The organism is Leucobacter fengyongliangi (genome assembly GCF_052386045.1).
The window spans coordinates 1161725-1180356 of record NZ_CM126356.1 but is presented as its reverse complement, the minus strand read 5'-3'; the positions used below and the strand labels follow the sequence as shown (position 1 = coordinate 1180356).

The 18632-nt window shown below is 64.7% G+C and carries 15 protein-coding genes; 2 read left to right on the top strand and 13 right to left on the bottom strand.

The annotated features are described in order from the left end of the window. Nucleotide 1 precedes the first annotated feature (1 nt). The 11 genes from ACTNFK_RS05495 to ACTNFK_RS05445 form a co-directional block, all read right to left on the bottom strand. On the bottom strand, nucleotides 2–1126 hold the full coding sequence (locus tag ACTNFK_RS05495) for a baeRF11 domain-containing protein (protein ID WP_435936376.1): 1125 nt from the start codon (nucleotides 1124–1126) through the stop codon (nucleotides 2–4). A gap of 139 nt (nucleotides 1127–1265) precedes the next feature. Further along, on the bottom strand, nucleotides 1266–2780 hold the full coding sequence (gene gatB / locus ACTNFK_RS05490) for an Asp-tRNA(Asn)/Glu-tRNA(Gln) amidotransferase subunit GatB (protein WP_433647215.1): 1515 nt from the start codon (nucleotides 2778–2780) through the stop codon (nucleotides 1266–1268). Further along, entirely contained in the window at nucleotides 2780–4315 is a 1536-nt protein-coding gene (gatA, locus tag ACTNFK_RS05485; protein WP_435936375.1) for an Asp-tRNA(Asn)/Glu-tRNA(Gln) amidotransferase subunit GatA, read from the bottom strand. The genes gatB and gatA overlap by 1 nt, the downstream gene beginning before the upstream one ends. Next, on the bottom strand, nucleotides 4315–4635 hold the full coding sequence (gene gatC / locus ACTNFK_RS05480; RefSeq protein WP_433647217.1) for an Asp-tRNA(Asn)/Glu-tRNA(Gln) amidotransferase subunit GatC: 321 nt from the start codon (nucleotides 4633–4635) through the stop codon (nucleotides 4315–4317). The genes gatA and gatC overlap by 1 nt, the downstream gene beginning before the upstream one ends. A 132-nt stretch (nucleotides 4636–4767) precedes the next feature. Then, nucleotides 4768–5727 (bottom strand): linear amide C-N hydrolase, encoded by a 960-nt coding sequence (locus ACTNFK_RS05475; RefSeq protein ID WP_435936374.1) that lies wholly within the window; start codon nucleotides 5725–5727, stop codon nucleotides 4768–4770. Nucleotides 5728–5736: 9 nt separating this feature from the next. Beyond that, complete coding sequence (locus ACTNFK_RS05470; RefSeq protein ID WP_435936373.1) at nucleotides 5737–6393, bottom strand: DNA-3-methyladenine glycosylase I; 657 nt, start codon at nucleotides 6391–6393, stop codon at nucleotides 5737–5739. Nucleotides 6394–6548: 155 nt separating this feature from the next. Beyond that, complete coding sequence (gene ligA, locus ACTNFK_RS05465; RefSeq protein WP_435936372.1) at nucleotides 6549–8915, bottom strand: NAD-dependent DNA ligase LigA; 2367 nt, start codon at nucleotides 8913–8915, stop codon at nucleotides 6549–6551. Then, nucleotides 8912–10093: a tRNA 2-thiouridine(34) synthase MnmA gene (mnmA, locus tag ACTNFK_RS05460; RefSeq protein ID WP_433647222.1), complete on the bottom strand. Its 1182-nt coding sequence runs from the start codon at nucleotides 10091–10093 to the stop codon at nucleotides 8912–8914. Before mnmA ends, ligA begins: the two co-directional genes overlap by 4 nt. Before the next feature lie 80 nt (nucleotides 10094–10173). Beyond that, complete coding sequence (locus tag ACTNFK_RS05455) at nucleotides 10174–11376, bottom strand: cysteine desulfurase family protein (protein ID WP_435936371.1); 1203 nt, start codon at nucleotides 11374–11376, stop codon at nucleotides 10174–10176. A gap of 8 nt (nucleotides 11377–11384) precedes the next feature. Next, nucleotides 11385–12356 (bottom strand): tetratricopeptide repeat protein, encoded by a 972-nt coding sequence (locus ACTNFK_RS05450; RefSeq protein ID WP_435936370.1) that lies wholly within the window; start codon nucleotides 12354–12356, stop codon nucleotides 11385–11387. Between the two features lie 2 nt (nucleotides 12357–12358). Next, nucleotides 12359–14407, bottom strand: coding sequence for a glycosyltransferase (locus ACTNFK_RS05445; protein WP_435936369.1), 2049 nt, complete (start codon nucleotides 14405–14407; stop codon nucleotides 12359–12361). 226 nt (nucleotides 14408–14633) lie between these two features. On the opposite strand from ACTNFK_RS05445, the gene ACTNFK_RS05440 reads away from it, so the two are divergent. After that, nucleotides 14634–16991, top strand: coding sequence for a hypothetical protein (locus ACTNFK_RS05440; RefSeq protein ID WP_435936368.1), 2358 nt, complete (start codon nucleotides 14634–14636; stop codon nucleotides 16989–16991). Nucleotides 16992–17001: 10 nt separating this feature from the next. Here ACTNFK_RS05440 and ACTNFK_RS05435 read toward each other — a convergent pair whose 3' ends face one another. Beyond that, nucleotides 17002–17730, bottom strand: a complete 729-nt coding sequence (locus ACTNFK_RS05435) for an alpha/beta hydrolase (RefSeq protein ID WP_435936367.1) — start codon at nucleotides 17728–17730, stop codon at nucleotides 17002–17004. Nucleotides 17731–17790: 60 nt separating this feature from the next. On the opposite strand from ACTNFK_RS05435, the gene ACTNFK_RS05430 reads away from it, so the two are divergent. Continuing rightward, nucleotides 17791–18321 carry a ribonuclease H family protein gene (locus tag ACTNFK_RS05430; protein ID WP_433647228.1) on the top strand — a complete coding sequence of 177 codons (531 nt, stop codon included), beginning with the start codon at nucleotides 17791–17793 and terminating at the stop codon, nucleotides 18319–18321. A 23-nt stretch (nucleotides 18322–18344) separates the two neighbouring features. On the opposite strand, the gene ACTNFK_RS13015 is transcribed toward ACTNFK_RS05430, so the two are convergent. Next, nucleotides 18345–18626: an Rv1322 family protein gene (locus tag ACTNFK_RS13015; protein ID WP_504925772.1), complete on the bottom strand. Its 282-nt coding sequence runs from the start codon at nucleotides 18624–18626 to the stop codon at nucleotides 18345–18347. Nucleotides 18627–18632 lie beyond the last annotated feature (6 nt).

Sequence of the window (18632 nt, the reverse complement as noted above, 5' to 3'; positions counted from 1 at the left end):
CTCAGCGAACCGGCGGATACCGCAAGATCGCCGCGACCGGACTGTCGTCGGGAAGATCTCCCTTTCGCACGGCACGGACGGTGCCCCCGGTGCGCAGCACACGAACGGCCAACTCGTCGATCAGCCCATAGGTGGTGTGCGTGGCCCCGGTGGCCGGGTGAATCGCCCCCGCATCATCGATGGAACCCTCAAGGGCAGTCGATTCGAGGTCGAAGCACAGTTCGCTCACCGCGCCCGCGGTGGCCGCGCGCGCGACCTCGGTAAGTTGGCTCACCGCGGTGCCCTCCCCGCGCAGATTCTCGAATCGTTCCTTCCACCCGGCCAGTTGCTGCACGTACAAGGCATCGAGAATCGCACGGGCCTCCCGATCGAGCTCCTTTGGGGTGAGCGAATCCGGGTGCTGAGGAATTCCCGCCTCAGCCAGGTGTCGATAGGAGTTGACCTCCCGATACGCCGGCTCCAAATCGTCGGTCGCACACAAAATCAATGGGATGTGGTCGTCTCCCAGGTGCGGCAGTACGGCATCCTGGATCACGGAACAGTACTTGCGCTGCTGGATCTTCGGCCCCAACGCTCCCGTATCGCTCACCCGATCGGCCTGGCCCCCGTGCGGCTCCTGACGCAACACCTCGGACGCATCCTCGGGCAGGTCTGCAAGAGGAACTTCGGTCGCGCCCCGATCCGCCCGGAGTTCGTAGAGATGAGCCGAACTCTGCGTAATCGTGAGCACGAATCCCTCGTTCGCGAAGGACACCGAGCGCAGGAGCGGCCCCACATCGAATCGGTCGCCGACCGAGAGGTGCTCAGGGAGGTCGTTCGCGACGTGGAAGGCGTGCGTGCCGCTCGGGCTCAGGAAGAGTGCGAGCGAGCGAGCCTGGGAATCCCAGAACTCCCGGTCGGTCTGTAAACGGTCGAAGCTGTCTGCGATTGCACGGCGGTTATGGCCATCAATACCGGCGGCCTCGAGGGCGTTTTCCGCTGTTTTTGCATGCTGTCGGAGCGCAAGCTGGAGGCGTTCCCGCTCCGCCGGCACCGGCGAGGAAGGAAGATAGACCGTGACACTCGCGGGATCACGATGCTCGATCAGGTCGGCAAGTTCGGTATCGCTCGGAATGTTGACTTTCATGGCCCCACCCTAGTCATGAAGCGCGCCCAGCGGAACCCCGGAGCGTCACGAACGTGTGACACTTCCCGGGGAATTTTGGCCGAGCGACAGTGCCAATCGGGGCCAGCCGCGAACCCCCGCAGCCAGCCCCGATCCACCACTAGGCGGTCGCGCGCTCGAGCACGAGCTCGCGAACTCGCGCCGCGTCGGCCTGACCGCGCATCGCCTTCATCACCGCTCCAATGACCGCCCCAGCGGCCTGTACCTTCCCGTCGCGGATCTTCGCCAACACATCGGGCTGCTCGGCGAGAGCCGCGTCAATCGCCTCGATCAGCGCACCGTCGTCAGAGACGATGGCGAGCCCGCGGGCGTCGACGATCTCTTGCGCGGTGCCCTCTCCGGCAATGATTCCCTGAATCACCTGGCGAGCCAGCTTGTCGTTCAACGTGCCGGCGTCGACGAGCGTCACCACGGCCGCGAGCTGCTCAACGGTGATGAGATCGCTCGGAGCTGCCGATCGTTCGTTCGCAATGCGGGCGATTTCACCCGTCCACCACTTCCGCGCGGTGTGTGCGGGCACGCCAGCGGCGACCGTCTCCTCGATGTTCTGCAGCAGTCCGGCGTTCACCACGTCCTGGAACTCCAGCACGGTGAAGCCCCAGTCCTCACGCAAACGACGCCTGCGCAGCGTCGGGTGTTCCGGAAGTTCGGCCCGAAGCTCCTCTACGAGGGCCCGCGAGGGGGTCATCGGGGCCAGATCTGGCTCTGGGAAATACCGATAGTCGTCGGCATCGCTCTTCGGTCGGCCCGGTGAAGTCTCCCCCGTGTCTTCGTGCCAGTGGCGGGTCTCCTGGGTAATGGAGCCGCCCTCCGACAGGATCTGCGCCTGACGCTGAATCTCGAATCGCACCGCGCGCTCGACCGAACGCAGCGAGTTCACGTTTTTGGTTTCCGTGCGTGTGCCAAGCACGGTCATGCCGGCGCCCTCATTCCCGCGGGGTCGGAGCGACACGTTCGCGTCGCAGCGAAGGTTTCCGCGTTCCATCCGTGCGTCCGAGATACCGAGCGAGACGACGAGGTCACGAATCGTCGACACGTAGGTGGCGGCGATCTCAGGGGTGTCAGCTTCCCCACCGAAGATGGGGCGGGTGACAATCTCGACGAGCGGAACTCCCGCTCGGTTGTAATCGACCAACGAGTATTCTGCGCCCTGGATGCGGCCCGTCGATCCACCCATATGGGTGAGCTTGCCGGCATCCTCCTCCATGTGTGCGCGCTCGATCGGCACGTGCACGACCCTGCCCGAGGCGAGCTCGATCTCGACCGAGCCGTCAAACGCGATGGGGTCGTCGTACTGCGAGATCTGGTAGTTCTTCGCCATGTCCGGGTAGAAATAGTTCTTCCGCGCGAAGCCCGACACCTCGGCAATTTCACACCCGAGGGCAAGACCGAGGCTGATCGAGTACCGCACCGCCTGCTCGTTGATGACTGGCAGGCTACCGGGGAGTCCGAGGCACACGGGTGTCAGATTCGTGTTGGGATCCGAGCCGAAGACGTTCGGTGCGGAACTGAACATCTTCGTGCGCGTGTTCAGCTCGACGTGCACCTCTAGTCCGATGACCGGCTCGAAGAGCTCAAGAGCTCGGTCAAAATCCATCAGTTTGGTTTTCGCCATCAGAGTGCTGCCTTTCCGGCGGTGATGCCTGCGAGCGACGGGGCCTGCGCCCAGAACGGCGTGCCGTCGCGTTCCTCGATGATGCGCTCAATGGCCGCGCCGGCCCGGTAGAGGCGCGCGTCTTCGTACGCCGGAGCCAAGAGTTGCAGGCCCACCGGAAGACCGTCCTCGACGGCCGTGCCGATGGGGAGGCTCAGTCCCGGAATCCCGGCAAGGTTCGCCGGGATCGTCGTCGCGTCGTTGAGGTAATCCTGCATCGGATCGCCCGCGTGCTCGCCCAACCGCCATGCGGTGGTCGGCGCGGTCGGCGAGGCGATCACATCGACCTGCGCGAACGCGGCGGCGAAGTCGCACTGAATCAGCGTGCGCACTTTCTGTGCGCTGCCGTAGTACGCGTCGTAATACCCGGCGGAGAGCGCATAGGTGCCGAGAATGATTCGTCGCTTCACCTCGGCGCCAAAACCTTGCGCCCGCGAGGCGCTCATCACGTCTTCCACGGTTCCACCACCCTGCGGGTTCACCCGCAGGCCGAACCGAACAGAGTCGAATTTCGCCAGGTTGCTGGAGGCCTCGGCAGGCAGGATGAGATAGTACGCGGCGACCGCATACTCGAAGTGAGGTGCGTCGATCTCGACAATCTCCGCCCCTTGGGCTGACAGCAGCGCCAGCGCTTCCTCAAAGCGCGCCTTCACCCCGGGCTGCACGCCCTCGAGCATGAGCTGCTTGACGACCCCCACCCGAAGCCCGCGAAGCGACTCTGCGTCGACTCCGTCACGTGCCGCAGCTGCCATCGATGGCCAGTCGTGATTGAGCGAAGTCGAGTCGTGATGATCGTGGCCGACAATCACATCGTGCAGCAGCGCCGTATCGAGCACGGTGCGAGCAACCGGCCCGATCTGATCGAGCGATGAGGCGAGGGCGATTGCGCCGTATCGGCTCACCCCGCCATACGTGGGCTTTGCGCCGACCGTGCCGGTGAGCGCGGCGGGCTGGCGGATCGAGCCGCCCGTATCGCTGCCCAGCGCAAGCGGGGCCTCAAACGCGCTCACGGCCACTGCCGATCCGCCGCCGGAACCACCGGGAACGCGATCGAGTGCCCACGGATTGCGGGTTACCCCGTACGCGGAGTTCTCGGTTGACGAGCCCATCGCGAACTCATCCATATTGGTCTTGCCAATTGAGATGAGCCCGGCGGATCGTGCCTTCGCCACGGCGGTCGCGTCGAAGGGCGAGCGATACCCTTCGAGGATTTTCGAGCCCGAAGTGGAGGGCATGTCGGTCGTGACCAGAACGTCTTTGATCGCGATCGGCACGCCGGCGAGCTCTCCGAGCTTCTCGCCAGACGCGCGCCTGGCATCCACTGCCCGCGCCGCGTCGAGCGATGCCTCGTGGTTCGTTGCGAGGAAGGCGTGGAGTTCACCGTCGACTTCTGTAATGCGGTCGAGGTGGGCGCGAGTGGCCTCTTCTGACGATACCTCTCCACTCGCGAGCACACCCGCAAGCTCCGCCGCGGTCATGCGAATCAGGTCGCCCATCACTGCTCCTCCCCCAGGATCGATGACACGCGAAACATGCCATCAGCCGCGTCGGGGGCGTTCTGCAGCGCCTGCTCGAGCGTCAGAACATCAGCGATCTCGTCGGGTCGCGTGACGTTCGTGATGGGAATCGGGTGGCTCGTCGGCGGGACGTCCGCCCCGGCCACCTCGCTCACCTTGGCAATGCTGTGCAGAATCGAGTCGATCTCACGAGTGAGAGAATCGAGTTCTCCGTCGGTCAGGGCGATACGGGAAAGGCCGGCGAGGTGCCTCACGGTTTCCACCGTGATCTCGCCGTTCTCCGCGCTGGTTTCAGGCATGCTGCTCCATCTGGAGTGGTCGTGTGGGAACTCGACCATCCTACCGGCGTTCGGGATCGCGCCTTCCGGCGCCCAATGGCTCCCCCCGACGAGGCGCAGCCGTGGCCACGACCGATCGAACGACAGCGCCGGTTAAGCTACGGCAACGAACTCGGACGCGACGTTGCCGCTCCGATCAGGTTCGTTCACGAGGTCGAGCACTCGCTCCGGTCCCGGGGCGAAGGAAAGCTCGGCGAGGGGAACCCACACGACATTGGGTGAGCGCGTCGACTCGAAGAAGTAGACGAGGTCGGTGATGTCGGCCACGGTGCGCCACCTCGTGGTCGACACGTTCGGCCGCACCGGGTCGGCAGTGCCGTATGGCGCCGAAGCGTTGCGGATCACGCTGAAGACGTAGGTTGCCGCCTCTCGCGCATCTGATGTCTCGGGAAGCCGTGCCGAGTAGAACGCGGCCCTGGCGAACCGCTCCGGGGAATCGGTACCGCCGGGCAGCGGCTGCTCGCCACCGAGACCCCGATAGTTCTTCAGCAGCTCGAGCTGCTGATCATACGTCGGCGAGTTCGTCATCACGGTGAACTCGGACCCGTGATGCACCGAGATGTCGCCGTCAAGAAACTCCACAATGGCCGAGTCGCCGGCCTGGTCTGCCATCGACAGGTGTGCGGTGCCGGGGTGATCCCCAATCATGAGCGGAATGATTTGAACTCGGCTCTCGGTCAGCCACTGCACCGCCGAAGCGACCGTGTCGAAGCGATCGAGCAGCAGTTGCACGGCCTGGTGCAACATGAGCCCGGGCCTCTCCGTGTCGCGCGATCCGTAATCAGATTCAGCAAGGTAGAGGCCGCTCACCTGAAATCCGCGCTCATTGAGCCCATCGACCGCGATCTTGCCGTACATCAGCGCAACGACGCTGCCGAAATCGGAAACCCAACTCAGGTTTCCCGGATCGCCGGGCGCACTCTCCCGCGCGGCACCCCGGGGGCGCACAGCCAGGACGGTTTGCGTGGGTTCAACCCAGTCCATGCTGCGACCGACGAGGACAATACCTGATCCTGGCTGGCCAGCGGATGACCAGAGAAACCGTGTGCACATACCGCGAGCCTATCGCGGGGCAGATACCGGTGTCACGGCCGAGTCGGCGGGTGCGAGCGCCCAGGATTCCGCTCGGCTGCCATCCGGATTCCACAGCCCCGAGCAGCCGCGGCGGTGGCTCGTCACCAGGTGCGCATCAACCACGCCCACCGCGGTCATGAGCGCGTACACGGTCGTTGGCCCGACAAACACGAATCCCAGACGTTTGAGTTCTCGCGCAAGCTCGACCGATTCCAGGGAGGTGCTCGGCACCTCATCCTCGGTCAGCGGCGCAGGCGATCGATCCGGCGCAAACGACCACACGACGCTCGCCAGGTCGCGCCCGTGCTCTCGCAGCGCGAGCGTGGCAGCGGCATTCGAGATGGTCGCCTCGATCTTTCGCCGATTCCGAATGATTCCCGGGTTTCCGAGTAACCGTTCAATGTCAGACTCCGTATACGCGGCAACGGCATTCGGCTCGAACCCCTCGAATGCGTCCCGGAATGCCGGGCGCTTGCGCAACACCGTGAGCCATGACAGCCCCGACTGAAAGGCCTCGAGGGTGAGCCGCTCAAACATCCCGACATCGTCGAGCACCGGCATGCCCCACTCGGTGTCGTAATACTCGGTCAGCAATGGGTCGGAATCGGCCCAGGTAGGGCGACACACGTCGCTGATTTGATGCATGACTGCTCCTTCGTGATGCCCGGAGTGGGCGATCCGTGACGTCCCCCGGTTCGAGCCTAGGCATCGCACCGTCGCTTCGGTTGTCCCAACCCGGATCTGTGGATAACTCACCGGATACCCGACCAACCCTCGATCCGAGGGCGAGGATGTGTCAGCTAGATCTCGCCTCCCAGCGCGCCAGGGCCCTGGGTCACCAGCACGGCAAATTGGCTGGCATCGAGCACAGGAATGCCGAGTTCCTCCGCCTTCGCGAGTTTTGACCCCGCGCCCGGGCCAGCCGCTACGAAGTCCGTCTTCTTCGAGACGCTCGAAGCGGCCTTGCCACCCGCCTGAATGATGGCTTCCTTCGCGCCGTCGCGGGTGAACCCCTCGAGCGAGCCCGTCGCAACGATCGTCAGGCCAGCGAGCACGCCGCCGCTGGCCGCCGCCGCGCCCGGCCCCGGATGCCCGGGGGTCGCCCACTGCACACCCGCAGCCGCCCAGCGATCCACAATTTCACGGTGCCAATCGACCGCGAACCACTCACGCACCGACTCCGCGATCGTCTCACCGACACCCTCGACCTCAGCGAGTTCCTCGCTGCTGGCCGCGCGGATGGAATCAAGCGACCCAAACCAATCGGCAAGCGCGCGTGCGGCGACCGGCCCCACGTGACGAATATTGAGCGCCACCAGCAGTCGCCACAGTGGCTTGGTCTTGGCGGCCTCAAGCTCGGCGAGGAGCGTCTCGGCATCTTTCGACGGTGTCACCACCGCGAAATCTTTCTTCACGCCTGCGGCTCGCCGCTTGGCCGCCGGCGCATCTTCCCACCCGGGCGGATAAGTTACGGTGGTCTTCTGAAACGGCGCTCGTCGCACCGCTTCGCCAGCCTCGTCAGTCTTCGGTTCGCCAGTCTCCGCGTCGCGCACGATGACCACAATGGGCACCAGCTGATCGATCGTCAGGTCGAACAGGCCCGCCTCGGTGGTGAGTGGTGGATCAGCCGGTACCTCCGGCTGGGTCAGTGCCGCCGCCGTGACCTCCCCCAGCACCTCGATGTCAAGCGCACCACGAGACCCGATGTGCTCAACCCGGCCGCGCAACTGTGCGGGGCAGCCGCGACTATTCGGGCACCGCAGGTCGATGTCGCCCTCCTTCATGGGGCGCAACTCAGACCCACACTCAGGACACTCAGCGGGCATCTGCCATTCCCGTTCGGTGCCGTCGCGCCGCTCCACCACCGCACCGAGAATCTCGGGAATCACATCACCCGCTTTCCGCAGCACCACCGTGTCGCCGATCAGCACGCCCTTGGCCTTCACGACCTCCTGGTTGTGAAGCGTCGCCTGGCTCACGGTCGATCCCGCCACCCGTATCGGGGCCATGACCGCATACGGAGTTGCGCGCCCCGTTCTGCCGATCCCGACTCGAATGTCGAGTAACCGGGTGTGCACTTCCATCGGCGGGTACTTGAAGGCAATCGCCCACCGTGGCGCGCGACTCGTCTCACCGAGCTCAGCGTGCAACGCGAGCTCGTCGACCTTGACCACGATGCCGTCGATCTCGTGCTCGACCTGGTCACGGTGTGTGCCGCGATCCTCAATGAAATCCACGACCTCCGCGACGGTATCGAATACGCGAGAGTGTGGCGACACGGGCAGCCCCCACTCGCCCAGCAGCCGGTACGCATCGGACTGATTCGCGAACTGCGGATCATTCCAGGCTCCGATTCCGTGCACGTACAACGAAAGCTTCCCGAGCCGCTCCGCCATCAGCTCAAGCTCCCGCGCCGACTTCTTCTCGGCGCGCTGGCGCAGGCTTCCTGCGGCGGTATTGCGGGCATTCGCAAACTCAGGAAATCGCACCGTGATCTTGTCGTCGGGAACGCCCTTCGCTCGTTGTTCAGCCTCGAATTCGGACTGCAGGTCGTGCTGCCTCTGATTCAACCACTCGAAATTTTCGCGCCCGATAAATACCTCTCCGCGCGCCTCGAAAAATTCGGGGATGCCCTCCCCGGTGAGCGATGTGGGGATCGCCGAAATGAACCGCACGTTTTCGGTGATGTCTTCACCCCTCCGGCCGTCGCCTCGGGTTGTGGCCGTTTCCAACTGGCCGTTCCGATAGGCGAGCGAGATCGCAGCGCCGTCGATTTTCAGTTCACTCAACCAGCGCACGTTGCGACCCGATGCGGCTCTTGTTTTCTCCGCCCACTCGGTGAACTCTTCAAGCGAAAACACGTTGTCGAGGCTGAGCATGCGTTCGGCGTGCTCGTGTTCGGGAAAACCCGCTGAGACGACCGCTGCACCCACCTGCTGCGTGGGGCTATCGAGCCCCGCGAGCTCGGGGAACGCCTGCTCGATGGCTTCAAGCTGGTGGATCAACCCGTCGTACTCGGCATCTGAGACCAGGCTGGTGGCCTCAGAGTAATACGCGAGGCGGTAGCGGTCGATCAGGTCGGTCAGTTTTTCGCTGGCCGCCCGCGCGCTAGCGAAATCAATGGGTACTGGTGCCGGGGCTGCGGGATCAAAAGGCTGCGTGCTCACACAGCCAGTGTAGAAGCGACTGCCGACATCGTCTCGGCCGCCTCGGTGCGATCTATCGTGAACTGACCGAGAACCCGGGTGCCGATGTACAGCACGGCGCTCTGCCCGGGAGCAACGCCGAGCAGCGGTTCTGCGTGCACCAGGTCAATCTCCACCACAATTTCGTGGGTCGCGTCTGCACGGTGGTGCTCGGTGCGATCGGAATCGTGGATCTTGCGCAGCGCAGCGGTCGCTGGAACCGGATCCGCGTGTGCACGAATCTGCACCTCGCAGGCGAACGGCACTTCCAGATCGAATCCCGGTGCCCCGGTGAAGCTGTACCGGCCACCGGCGATCCGCCCGATCGCCAGACGATCTTTCGACCCAACGACCACTTGGTTCGACACTGGCCGGATCGAGAGCACGTAGCGCGGCTGGCCATCGGCCGCGGGCGTGCCGAGCTGCAGCCCACGTCGCTGCCCCACTGTGTAGCCGTTAGCACCGTCGTGGGTGCCCACGACATCGCCGGATTCGTCCACGATCTCCCCGGGTGTGCGCTCCAGGTGCCCGGAGAGCCACCCGCGGGTGTCGCCGTCGGGAATAAAGCAAATGTCGTGGCTGTCGGGCTTCTGCGCGACCTGCAGACCCCGCTCCTCAGCCTCCCGACGGATGAGCTGTTTGGAGGGCGTGTCGCCGAGCGGGAAGTAGCAGTGCGCCAGTTGCTCTTCGGTGAGTACGCCAAGCACGTAGGACTGATCTTTTGCCCAGGCGCTCGCCCGATGCAGTTCTCGCCCAGTCGGCGTGTCGAGCAGGGTCGCGTAGTGTCCGGTCGCGACCGCGTCGAAGCCCAGAGCTATGGCCTTGTCGAGCAGAGCCTGGAACTTGATCTTTTCGTTACAGCGGAGGCACGGGTTCGGGGTGCGCCCGGCAGCATACTCGGCAACAAAATCGTCGACGACGTCTTCCTTGAAACGCTCGCTAAAATCCCACACATAAAAGGGTATGTCGAGGAGATTCGCGGCTCGCCTGGCATCCATCGAATCTTCGATCGTGCAGCATCCCCGGGATCCGGTACGGAGCGTTCCGGGCATGCGACTGAGCGCAAGATGCACCCCGACGACTTCGTGACCGGCCTCGACCGCACGAGCCGCTGCGACCGCCGAGTCCACTCCACCACTCATCGCAGCCAAAATCTTCATCCGGGCAGTCTATCGGGGGCCGGAAAAATCAGCAGCCCCGCGGTGTGAATCTCAGCTTCCCGCCCGAGACGCTGAACATGTCAACTCAATCCGGCCCGTCGCGCGCGCGCCACCGCGTCGGGAAGTGCGGCGAGCAACGCATCGACCTCCGCCGCGGTGGAGTCGGGCCCCAGGGTGAAACGCAGCGAGCCGATAGCTTCCTCCTCAGGCACTCCCATCGCAAGCAGTACGTGCGATACCTCCGCTACCCCGGCCTGGCAGGCTGAGCCGACGGAGGCGGAAATTCCGGCGGCATCGAGCAGGAACACGAGCGAGTCGCCCTGACACTCGGGAAAGGTGAAATGAGCGTTTCCGGGAAGTCGTCCCGGGCCCGGAGCCGCCCCTCGCAGCACCGCGTCGGGAACGACTTCTCGCAGACCGGCGATGAGCCGATCTCGCAGATCCCCCATGTGGGCGTGCCGATCCGCTGCTGTCTCGAGCGTCGACCCTGGGGTCGCAAGGCCAGCCCAATCAAGTGCGGCAGCAAAACCCACCGCACCGGCGACATTCTGCGTGCCCGAGCGTGCACGCTGCTGGGATCCGCCATGAAACAGCGGATCTGCACTCGCGCCTCGACCGAGCACCAGCGCACCCACCCCCACCGGGCCGCCGATCTTATGCGCTGAGACGCTGAGCGCTGAGGCGCCAGATGCCCGAAAATCGATCGGCACCTGCCCGAGCGCCGAGACCGCGTCGATGTGCACCGGCACGCCGGCGGATCGCGCCGCGCGGGCAAGCGTCCGCACCGGCTGCACGCTTCCCACCTCATTGTTGGCCCAGAGAAACGACACCAGAGCCACGTTGTCGGCACCAGCATGTTCAATCGCGCTCGCGAGCACCTCGGGGCGAAGCACCCCCTGGTGATCGATCGGGAGCCAGCGCAGATCGGCACCCTGGGTGTCGCGAAGCCACTCGGCGGCCTCGATGGTGGCGTGGTGTTCACCCTCGGGCACCAGGAGGACTGAGCCGGCGCCATGCCGACGACGCGCCCAGTACATCCCCTTGAGCGCGAGATTGATCGATTCGGTGCCACCGCTCGTCAGGGACAGCTCTGCTGAGTCGCAGCCCAGAGCGCTGGCGATCCGCTCGCGCGCACTCTCGAGAGACTCACTCGCCGCCTGCCCGTGGGCGTGCGTCGATGCGGGGTTCCCGACTGTGCGGAGCGCGGCGGTGTAGGCCTCAAAGACCGGTTCGGGCATCGGCGAGGTCGCGGCGTGGTCGAGATACGCCCGAACAGGAGCCACGGTGAGCCTCAGTAAAGCAGGTTGGCGAGTCGAGTGCGCGCAGCCTGCACTCGCGGATCCGCCACGCCGACAACCTCGAAAAGCTCGAGCATTCGCTCCCGAATAGCAGAGCGATCGCCAGCTTCTGTCGATGCGGAGAACAGCTCGAGGAGCCTGAGGAAGGCATCCTCCACGTGCCCTCCAGACACGTCGAGGTCGGCCACGCGCAACTGCGCGTCGACGTCGGTGGGCGCCGCGGCGGCATCCGCGCGAACCGCATCGGCGGAGAGACCTTGCAACCGATCGAGCAGACGAACCTGCACCAGGGCCGCGCGCGCCTCGTGGTCTGCGGGCGCCTTCAAGAGCACCGCTTCGTAGGCCGTGATGGCCGCGGCGAAATCACCCCGTCCGAGTGCCTCGAGGGCCTCCGCGTGGGCAGGGTTCACCGGGGGTTCGGCGGGCTGCTGGGATGCCTCGCCGTCGCCAGCTAATTCAGGCGCGTTGACCCGTCCGTGGATCCCCTGCTGCGCGGCGATCTGTGTGAGTTGATTGAGAACGTCGCGAACCTGATCTTCAGGCACCTGGCCCTGAAACAGCGGCACGGGGCGACCGCCGACTAGCGCTACGGCCGCGGGCACCGCCTGCACTTGGAAGGCCTGGGCGAGGCCGGGGTTCGTGTCGACGTCGACCCTGGCCACCACGATTCGCCCCGCGAACTCGCGCGCGAGCTTCTGGAAGATTGGGCCCAATACCGCTGACTGCGGTTCGAGGCTCGACCACAGTTCGACGATGACCGGCACCACCATCGACAGCTGTGCCGCGTTCTGGAGTGTCTGCTCGGTAACATCGAAGACGAGCGCGGGTACGTCAACGGTCTGCCCGGCAGCGTCAGCCTGCGCGCCCTCGGGCGCCCCGGGACGAGCCGGTGTCTGGCCTCGCGCTGCGAGGTGACTCAGGTCGACCCCGCCACCGGGGAGTCGTTCGGGAATCTGCTGCGACATGATTAGTTCCTTGCTCCCACGAGATCACTGGTGAACCCCAGCAACTGGATGGGGGCGTTGCTGGTCTTGCTCGGCACGAAGAACAGAAGTTGATGCTGTACTTCGCTGACGAGTCGGTCTTGCTGCCCCGACAATCCGGAGAGCGCTGTCACGCTGGCTGGCGGAGTGGGCTTCCAGCGGCTGGAGCCGGGCTCTTCAATACGGTTTTCAAGCACGGTCGTCGCCACGAGGGCGCCACCCACCCCGGTAGAGAGGCTGATGATCTTCGAGCCTGATTGCTCTACCGTGACCGAATAGACGACCCCCTGACCCGCGGCATCTGCCGTGGCTTGTGACTGGGCGGCCCAGGCGGCGCCACTGCGTTCGATCAGGGTGTCTTCGGCAAGGTCGAAGAGCGCGGCCTCGGGAACATCGGAACCTCCGGAAAGCACCGCAGCGTAGGCAGCGCCCACCTCCCCCGGTGAAAGCACCAGCGTCTGCAAATCGTCTTTCAAGATCGCGGTGCCTTCTTCGGCGGGCGCGGCCTCAGGCATCGTGATACCGCCGCGAAGCGAAATCACCCGCGAGACCATGAAGTTCTCATGCGGGGCAGCCTGCGTCATGATGATCGCAAGCGAGGGTGATGCCGCTGGCTCGGCGTTCTCATCGCTGGTCGCAGCGTCTTCACCCTCGGCGGGAGGATCGGTGGCCTCGGGTTCCGAGTCAGTGCCGCTCTCGGAGGCGACGGTCACGAACACGGTGCGGGGCCAACCCTCTGTCGACTGGACGAGCTCGTACCCCAGCGCTTCGCTCGTGATGCGAGGCGGAACCACGGCATAATCAGGCACCGACTGCCTGATCGTAAAGTTCGCGGTGCGCTGCAGAAGGGCATCACCGGTGAAGCGTTCCTTGAGGATTTCCGCGTCTAGCGCGTCATCGGCCTCGCCCGCGATCGCAGCAATGTCGCCGGCGATGCGATCGATCTGCGTGCGCGTCACGGGTACCGGTGCGACGGCGGACTCTCCGTCATCGTTTTGATCCTGCACCTCGGTCTCAGCCGGGCTCAGGTCGGGCCAGTAGCTCGCGGAGCAGCCGCTCAGGCCCAACGCGAGCGCAAGCCCGACGCTGGGGAGGGCGATCCTGCGCGCTGCCGTGCGCTGATTCTTGGTCTCGGCAGGAGTGGTGCTCGGCGAATCCTGGCGGTTCTGATCCTGCTCGCCCCGCCGTCGGCGCGTCACCGAATCCCGGATGCCGAGGAGTGGGCCCTTCCTTCCTCGTCGGGGCCCCAGACCGCGGCGATCGTGATCGACCGCGAGAAGGTAGAGCACCGCACCCACGACCGCAAGAAGAGCGCCTGTCACGAGCAAGGGGCCTGCGAACGGAGTGCGTTGATCCTGGACCCATTCGATCACGACCGCAGCCGAATCGCCAGCGGCAACGTCGACCGAAACGAGCACCGCGTCACCATCATCAACATCAAGTGGAAGCCGAATCTTGCCCCCTGCATCGGAGCTCGCGGAGGCTGATTCACTGTCTGCGGCATCGCCCTCTGCAGCGTCTGGTGCGTCTGCGTCTGCCTCACTGACGGGCGCGAGGCTCCGTTCTTCAACCCACAGGTCACTTCCGCGGGGATCGAGAAGTTCGAGCTCGGCATCCGCTTCGGGTGCTTCACCCTCGGCGGCACCGTCGACCGCCGGAGTGCCATTCTCAGCGGCTGATGCGGAAGTGGATACCTCCGACTGTGACTCGACGCCGGGAACCGAGCTGCTGACCAGTCGGGATTCGGACTCGTCAATCGCAATCTCCGCGTGTGAGAACGGCTCAACCCAGGCCGCAACATCGCGTGCGGAACCGATCGCAGCGAATGCCGCTGCACCACTGACCACGACATTGGCTTGCCCAGGAACTGTGGCGAAGACGTCTCCTGGAATGACCGCAAAACCTGTCTCTTCCGCGAGTGCGGTCTCAAACACAATCTCAGATGGTCCGGCGAGAAATGTTCGCTGCCCAATTCCGAGAACGAGGAAGATGCCTGAGAGCACGAGAGCCGCAATAGCGAACCCAAATCTCATGGGTGCCTCCTGTCGCTCGGGTCTGAATGTCGCACGTGCACACCAGATTGGCGGCACACTTTGTAAGTCAACGCTACCGGAGCTTTCCGTGAGTTCAATCCGGAGCGACAAGACACCTCATACAACTCAAGGCCACTCTCCAGCAGACCGAACTATCATGGCCTCGGTAGGGAAGCCTCGGCAAGTCGCACTTGAGGTCGTATACCCCTGCCACCCGGAGGACGTCGTGACCGAAGCCAGCCCGCAGTTCACTCCCGCGCTTCGCGGTTACCACCGCGGCGAGGTCGACGCTCAGATCAGCGCGCTGACCCAGCACATCACGACACTTCAAGCGCACACCGAATCGCTGCAGACCAGCTACGCAGAGTCGGTACAGACCGCGGGTGAACAGCAGGTGTTGATTGAGGATCTCCGCGCCCAGGTGGCCGAACTCGGTGCAACGGGATACAGCGGGCTGGGACTGCGCGTAGAAAAAAGCCTGCAAATTGCTGAGCAGCACGCTGAGACGCTCATCGCCCAGGCAGACATCGATGCCGAGCGCTTGCGTCGCAAGACCGAGCAGGAGACCAAGCGGCTGCTGGAACACGCGCAGGCGCGCGCAGACGAGCTCGTCACCTCAGCGACCGAGCAGGCCGAGAAACTCCTCACCGAGTCGAGGCGGGAAGCGGACGAGCTGACCACGCGCACGCAGGCGGAAAGCAAGCGTCTCGGCGATGAGGCACACCGGTCGGCCGAGTTGCTGCGAAGCACTTCGACCCGCGACACCACCACCGAACTCGAGACCGCCCAGGCTGAAGCGCGGGCGCTCGTCGCGGAGGCACAGGCACGTGCAGAGCGGCTCACCATTGACGCACACGCGGCCGCAGACGAGGTGCGGCAGCGCACTGAGCTCGCAGCCGCGCAGTTCGAGCGCGAGCGCGAGACCTCCACACGTGAGGCCGAACTTGCCCGCGCCCAGTTCGAGAGCGAGCGCGAGCGCCAAGAGGCGGAGTTCACTGCCCGGGTACACGATCGCGAAACCGAACTCGAGCGCCGCTACTCGGAACGCGAACACGCGCTCATTGCCGAGACCGACGCACTCAGGCTGCAACTGACCGACGAGATCGAGACGCTCCGTGCGAAGATCGCGCAGGAGCGATCCGAGCACGATCAAACGATTGCTGAAGAGCGTGCGGCCCATGAACGTCGTCTCACACAGAGCGAACACTCACACACCGCACGCCTCGCAGCCGAATTTGCCGCGCACACCTCTGACCTTGCGCGCGCAGCCGAGGCGCAACGTGCCTCGCTGGATCAGCAGGCAGAGCAGTCCAGGCTAGAAATGGAGAATGCGCGGGCGCTGCTTGACACCGAGCTCACGTCGGCTCGATCGCTGCATGATGACGAACTGGCCGCGGAACTCGCCGAGCACGATCAGATGTTGCGGGACGAGATCGAGGGTCACGAGGCGCAGCTGGCCTCAGAGCGAGAGGCGCAGCGCGTGGAGCTTGCGCGCGAGCGAGCTGACCACGAGCGAGCGATCGCGGCCGAGCGCGAGACCCAGGAGCTGGAACTTCAACGACTCGTCACACGTCATGAAGCCGAACTCGCGACAGCGGTTCGGGCACACGAGACTCGCCTTGCTGAGGAGCAAGCGGCCCACGATGCTCGGCTGAACACAGAACTTGCCGAACACGAGCGTGCCCTCGCCGATCAGGTAGCTGGGCAGGGCGAACGCCTCCGACTTGAACAGGAAGAGGCCGCCGCAATCCTCGGTCTCGAGCGTGAGCAGTTCATGCTCCAGGTGGATCGGGACCGCACCAGCCTCGAAGCTGACCTCACCCGGGAGCGCGCTGACCACGACCGCAGGATTGCCGCCGAGTTGGAGGCGCACACCGTCTCCCTTGCGAACGAGCGCGAACACGCGGTCGCCGCTGTGGCGAGTGAGGTCGCCAGCGAGCGAGCCAAGGCAAACGAGGAGGTGAAGTTGCTCCGTGCGGATACCCGTGAGGAACTCGCAAATCTTCGCGCGTCCGAAAAGCATGCACTCGCCACACTACTCGCCGAGACCGAAGACGCAGCCTCGGCGCAGCGCCAACGGCTGGCGAAAGAACTCGCTGAGTTCACCACCAGCATGGCTGAACGAACTGAGCACTTGGAGCGCGAGATCGCCGACCGACAGGCTGCGACAGCTGCGGCGACTCTCGAAGCACGTCACGCGGCCGAGGCTGAACTTGCCCAGCTCACTCAGCACGCGGAGAAGCTTCGCGCCGAGGTCAACACTCTGACTCAGGCTGCGGCCACCGAGGCGCACACGCTGAGGTCAGAGGCCGAGCGTCAGGCCGCTGAGATCGTGCAGGAGGCGGAACGACGCGCCCATGCGACCTTTACCGACGCTGAGAACCGCGCCACCAAGGTTCTGCTCGATGCCGAGGATCGCATGTCGCAACTGAAGGTCGAACGCGTTGCGGTGGCTCGTTACTTTGAAAGCCTGGGAGAAGTGGTGACCAACGCGCGAAAACTGGAGTCTGCGACTGAGAGCGCCACCGAGCGATCGGCATCGCAACTTCCCTCGCCAGCAGATCGGCCTGGCAGCGGGGATTAGTCCCTCGTAGCTACTGGGCGAACCGCGCTTCAGTTACCGCTTCAGGGAGCGGCACTTCAGCGGTGCCGATAATTCCGACGATTTCGTCGAGCACCCGCCGCACGTACTTCTCGCCCACCCAGAGGTGCTTCGCGCCTTCTACACCTATGACACGGGCCCTCGGAACCAGAGCGAAACGTCGTGCGGCCTCGTCGGGTTGAAGAAAATCGTCGAGTTCGGGCACCAAGACGTGCAGTTCCGGCTCGGCATCCGCCCACCGCGAGAGATCGGTGTCGGTGGCGCGGTGCAGTGGCGGCGAGAGCAGGATCGCCCCGCGGATCGGGTGTTCGAGCCCGTACTTCAGGGCAAGTTCGGTTCCGAAAGACCAGCCGACGATCCAGGGGTTTGGGAGCCCTCGCTCGGCAACCAATCGCATGGCCGCCGCAACATCTGCGCTCTCGGCGTTCCCGCCGTCAAAGGATCCCTCACTCGTGCCGCGAGGCGAGGACGTGCCGCGGGTGTTGAACCGCAACACGGCAAGATCAGCAAGCTCTGGAAGCCTCCAGGAGGCCTTTCTCAGCACGTGTGAGTCCATGTATCCGCCGGCAGTCGGCAGGGGATGCAGCGTCACGAGGGTGGCGCGTGGCGGGCGACCCTCCGGCATCGCCAGCTCTCCGACGAGCCTCAAGCCGTCGGCGGTGTGCAACTCGATATCTTCGCGCTGTGCTCTGAGCACTGATCCACTGGTGATGTCTTTCATTCCCGCCCCTTCGATGCTTCCTGTCAATGGTAGGGGTCTCGCCTCTGGCAAGATTGAGTCATGACGATCACCGCAGCCGCAGACGGTTCTGCCCTCGGCAACCCTGGGCCTGCTGGCTGGGCCTGGTACATCGACGACTCGCAGTGGCGAGCGGGCGGGTGGCCCCGAGCGACGAATAATCAGGGCGAGTTGATGGCGGTCATCGATCTGCTGCACGCCACAGCGGATCAGCCAGACACTCCCCTCGTTATTCTGTGCGACAGCCAATACGTCATTAACTCCGTGACGCAGTGGATGCCCGGGTGGAAGCGCCGGGGCTGGCGCAAGGCCGACGGCAAGCCGGTGCTGAATCGAGAACTTCTCGAATCGCTCGATGAGGCACTTTCGGGACGGAACGTGCGTTTTGAATGGGTGAAGGGTCACGCTGGCCACCCCCTCAACGAGGCGGCCGACGATCGCGCACGCGCCGCGGCGACGGCGTTCCAGCGCGGCACCGTTGCAGACGCTGGCCCTGGCTTGGCGGGAGGTTCCGTCCCCACTCCGTCAGTCGAGCTTCCCACCCCCGAGGCGGTCACCCCCACGCTGTTCTAGGCGTGCTGATGCGAGGTGTGAGATCAGCTCAGACGCCAGCAATGATTGTGCCAGTGCCGACGGTCTCGCACTGCTGCATCGTCACCGAAGAAATGGTCAGCGCTCCACACGACTAGGTGCGCCTGACCTGCAGGCACGTCTTGTGCGCAGCCGGGGCATCGATACGCTTTCTCGGCCCGCTGCGCGGGTATATCGCGTACGTTGTACTCACGGCCTCGACGCGACTCGAGCCGGGCTCCTCCGTGTGCGAGACGTGAAATATCTCCGAGCGGCTCAGATTCCGAGCGCCGATGCTTTCGAGGCATTGCGGG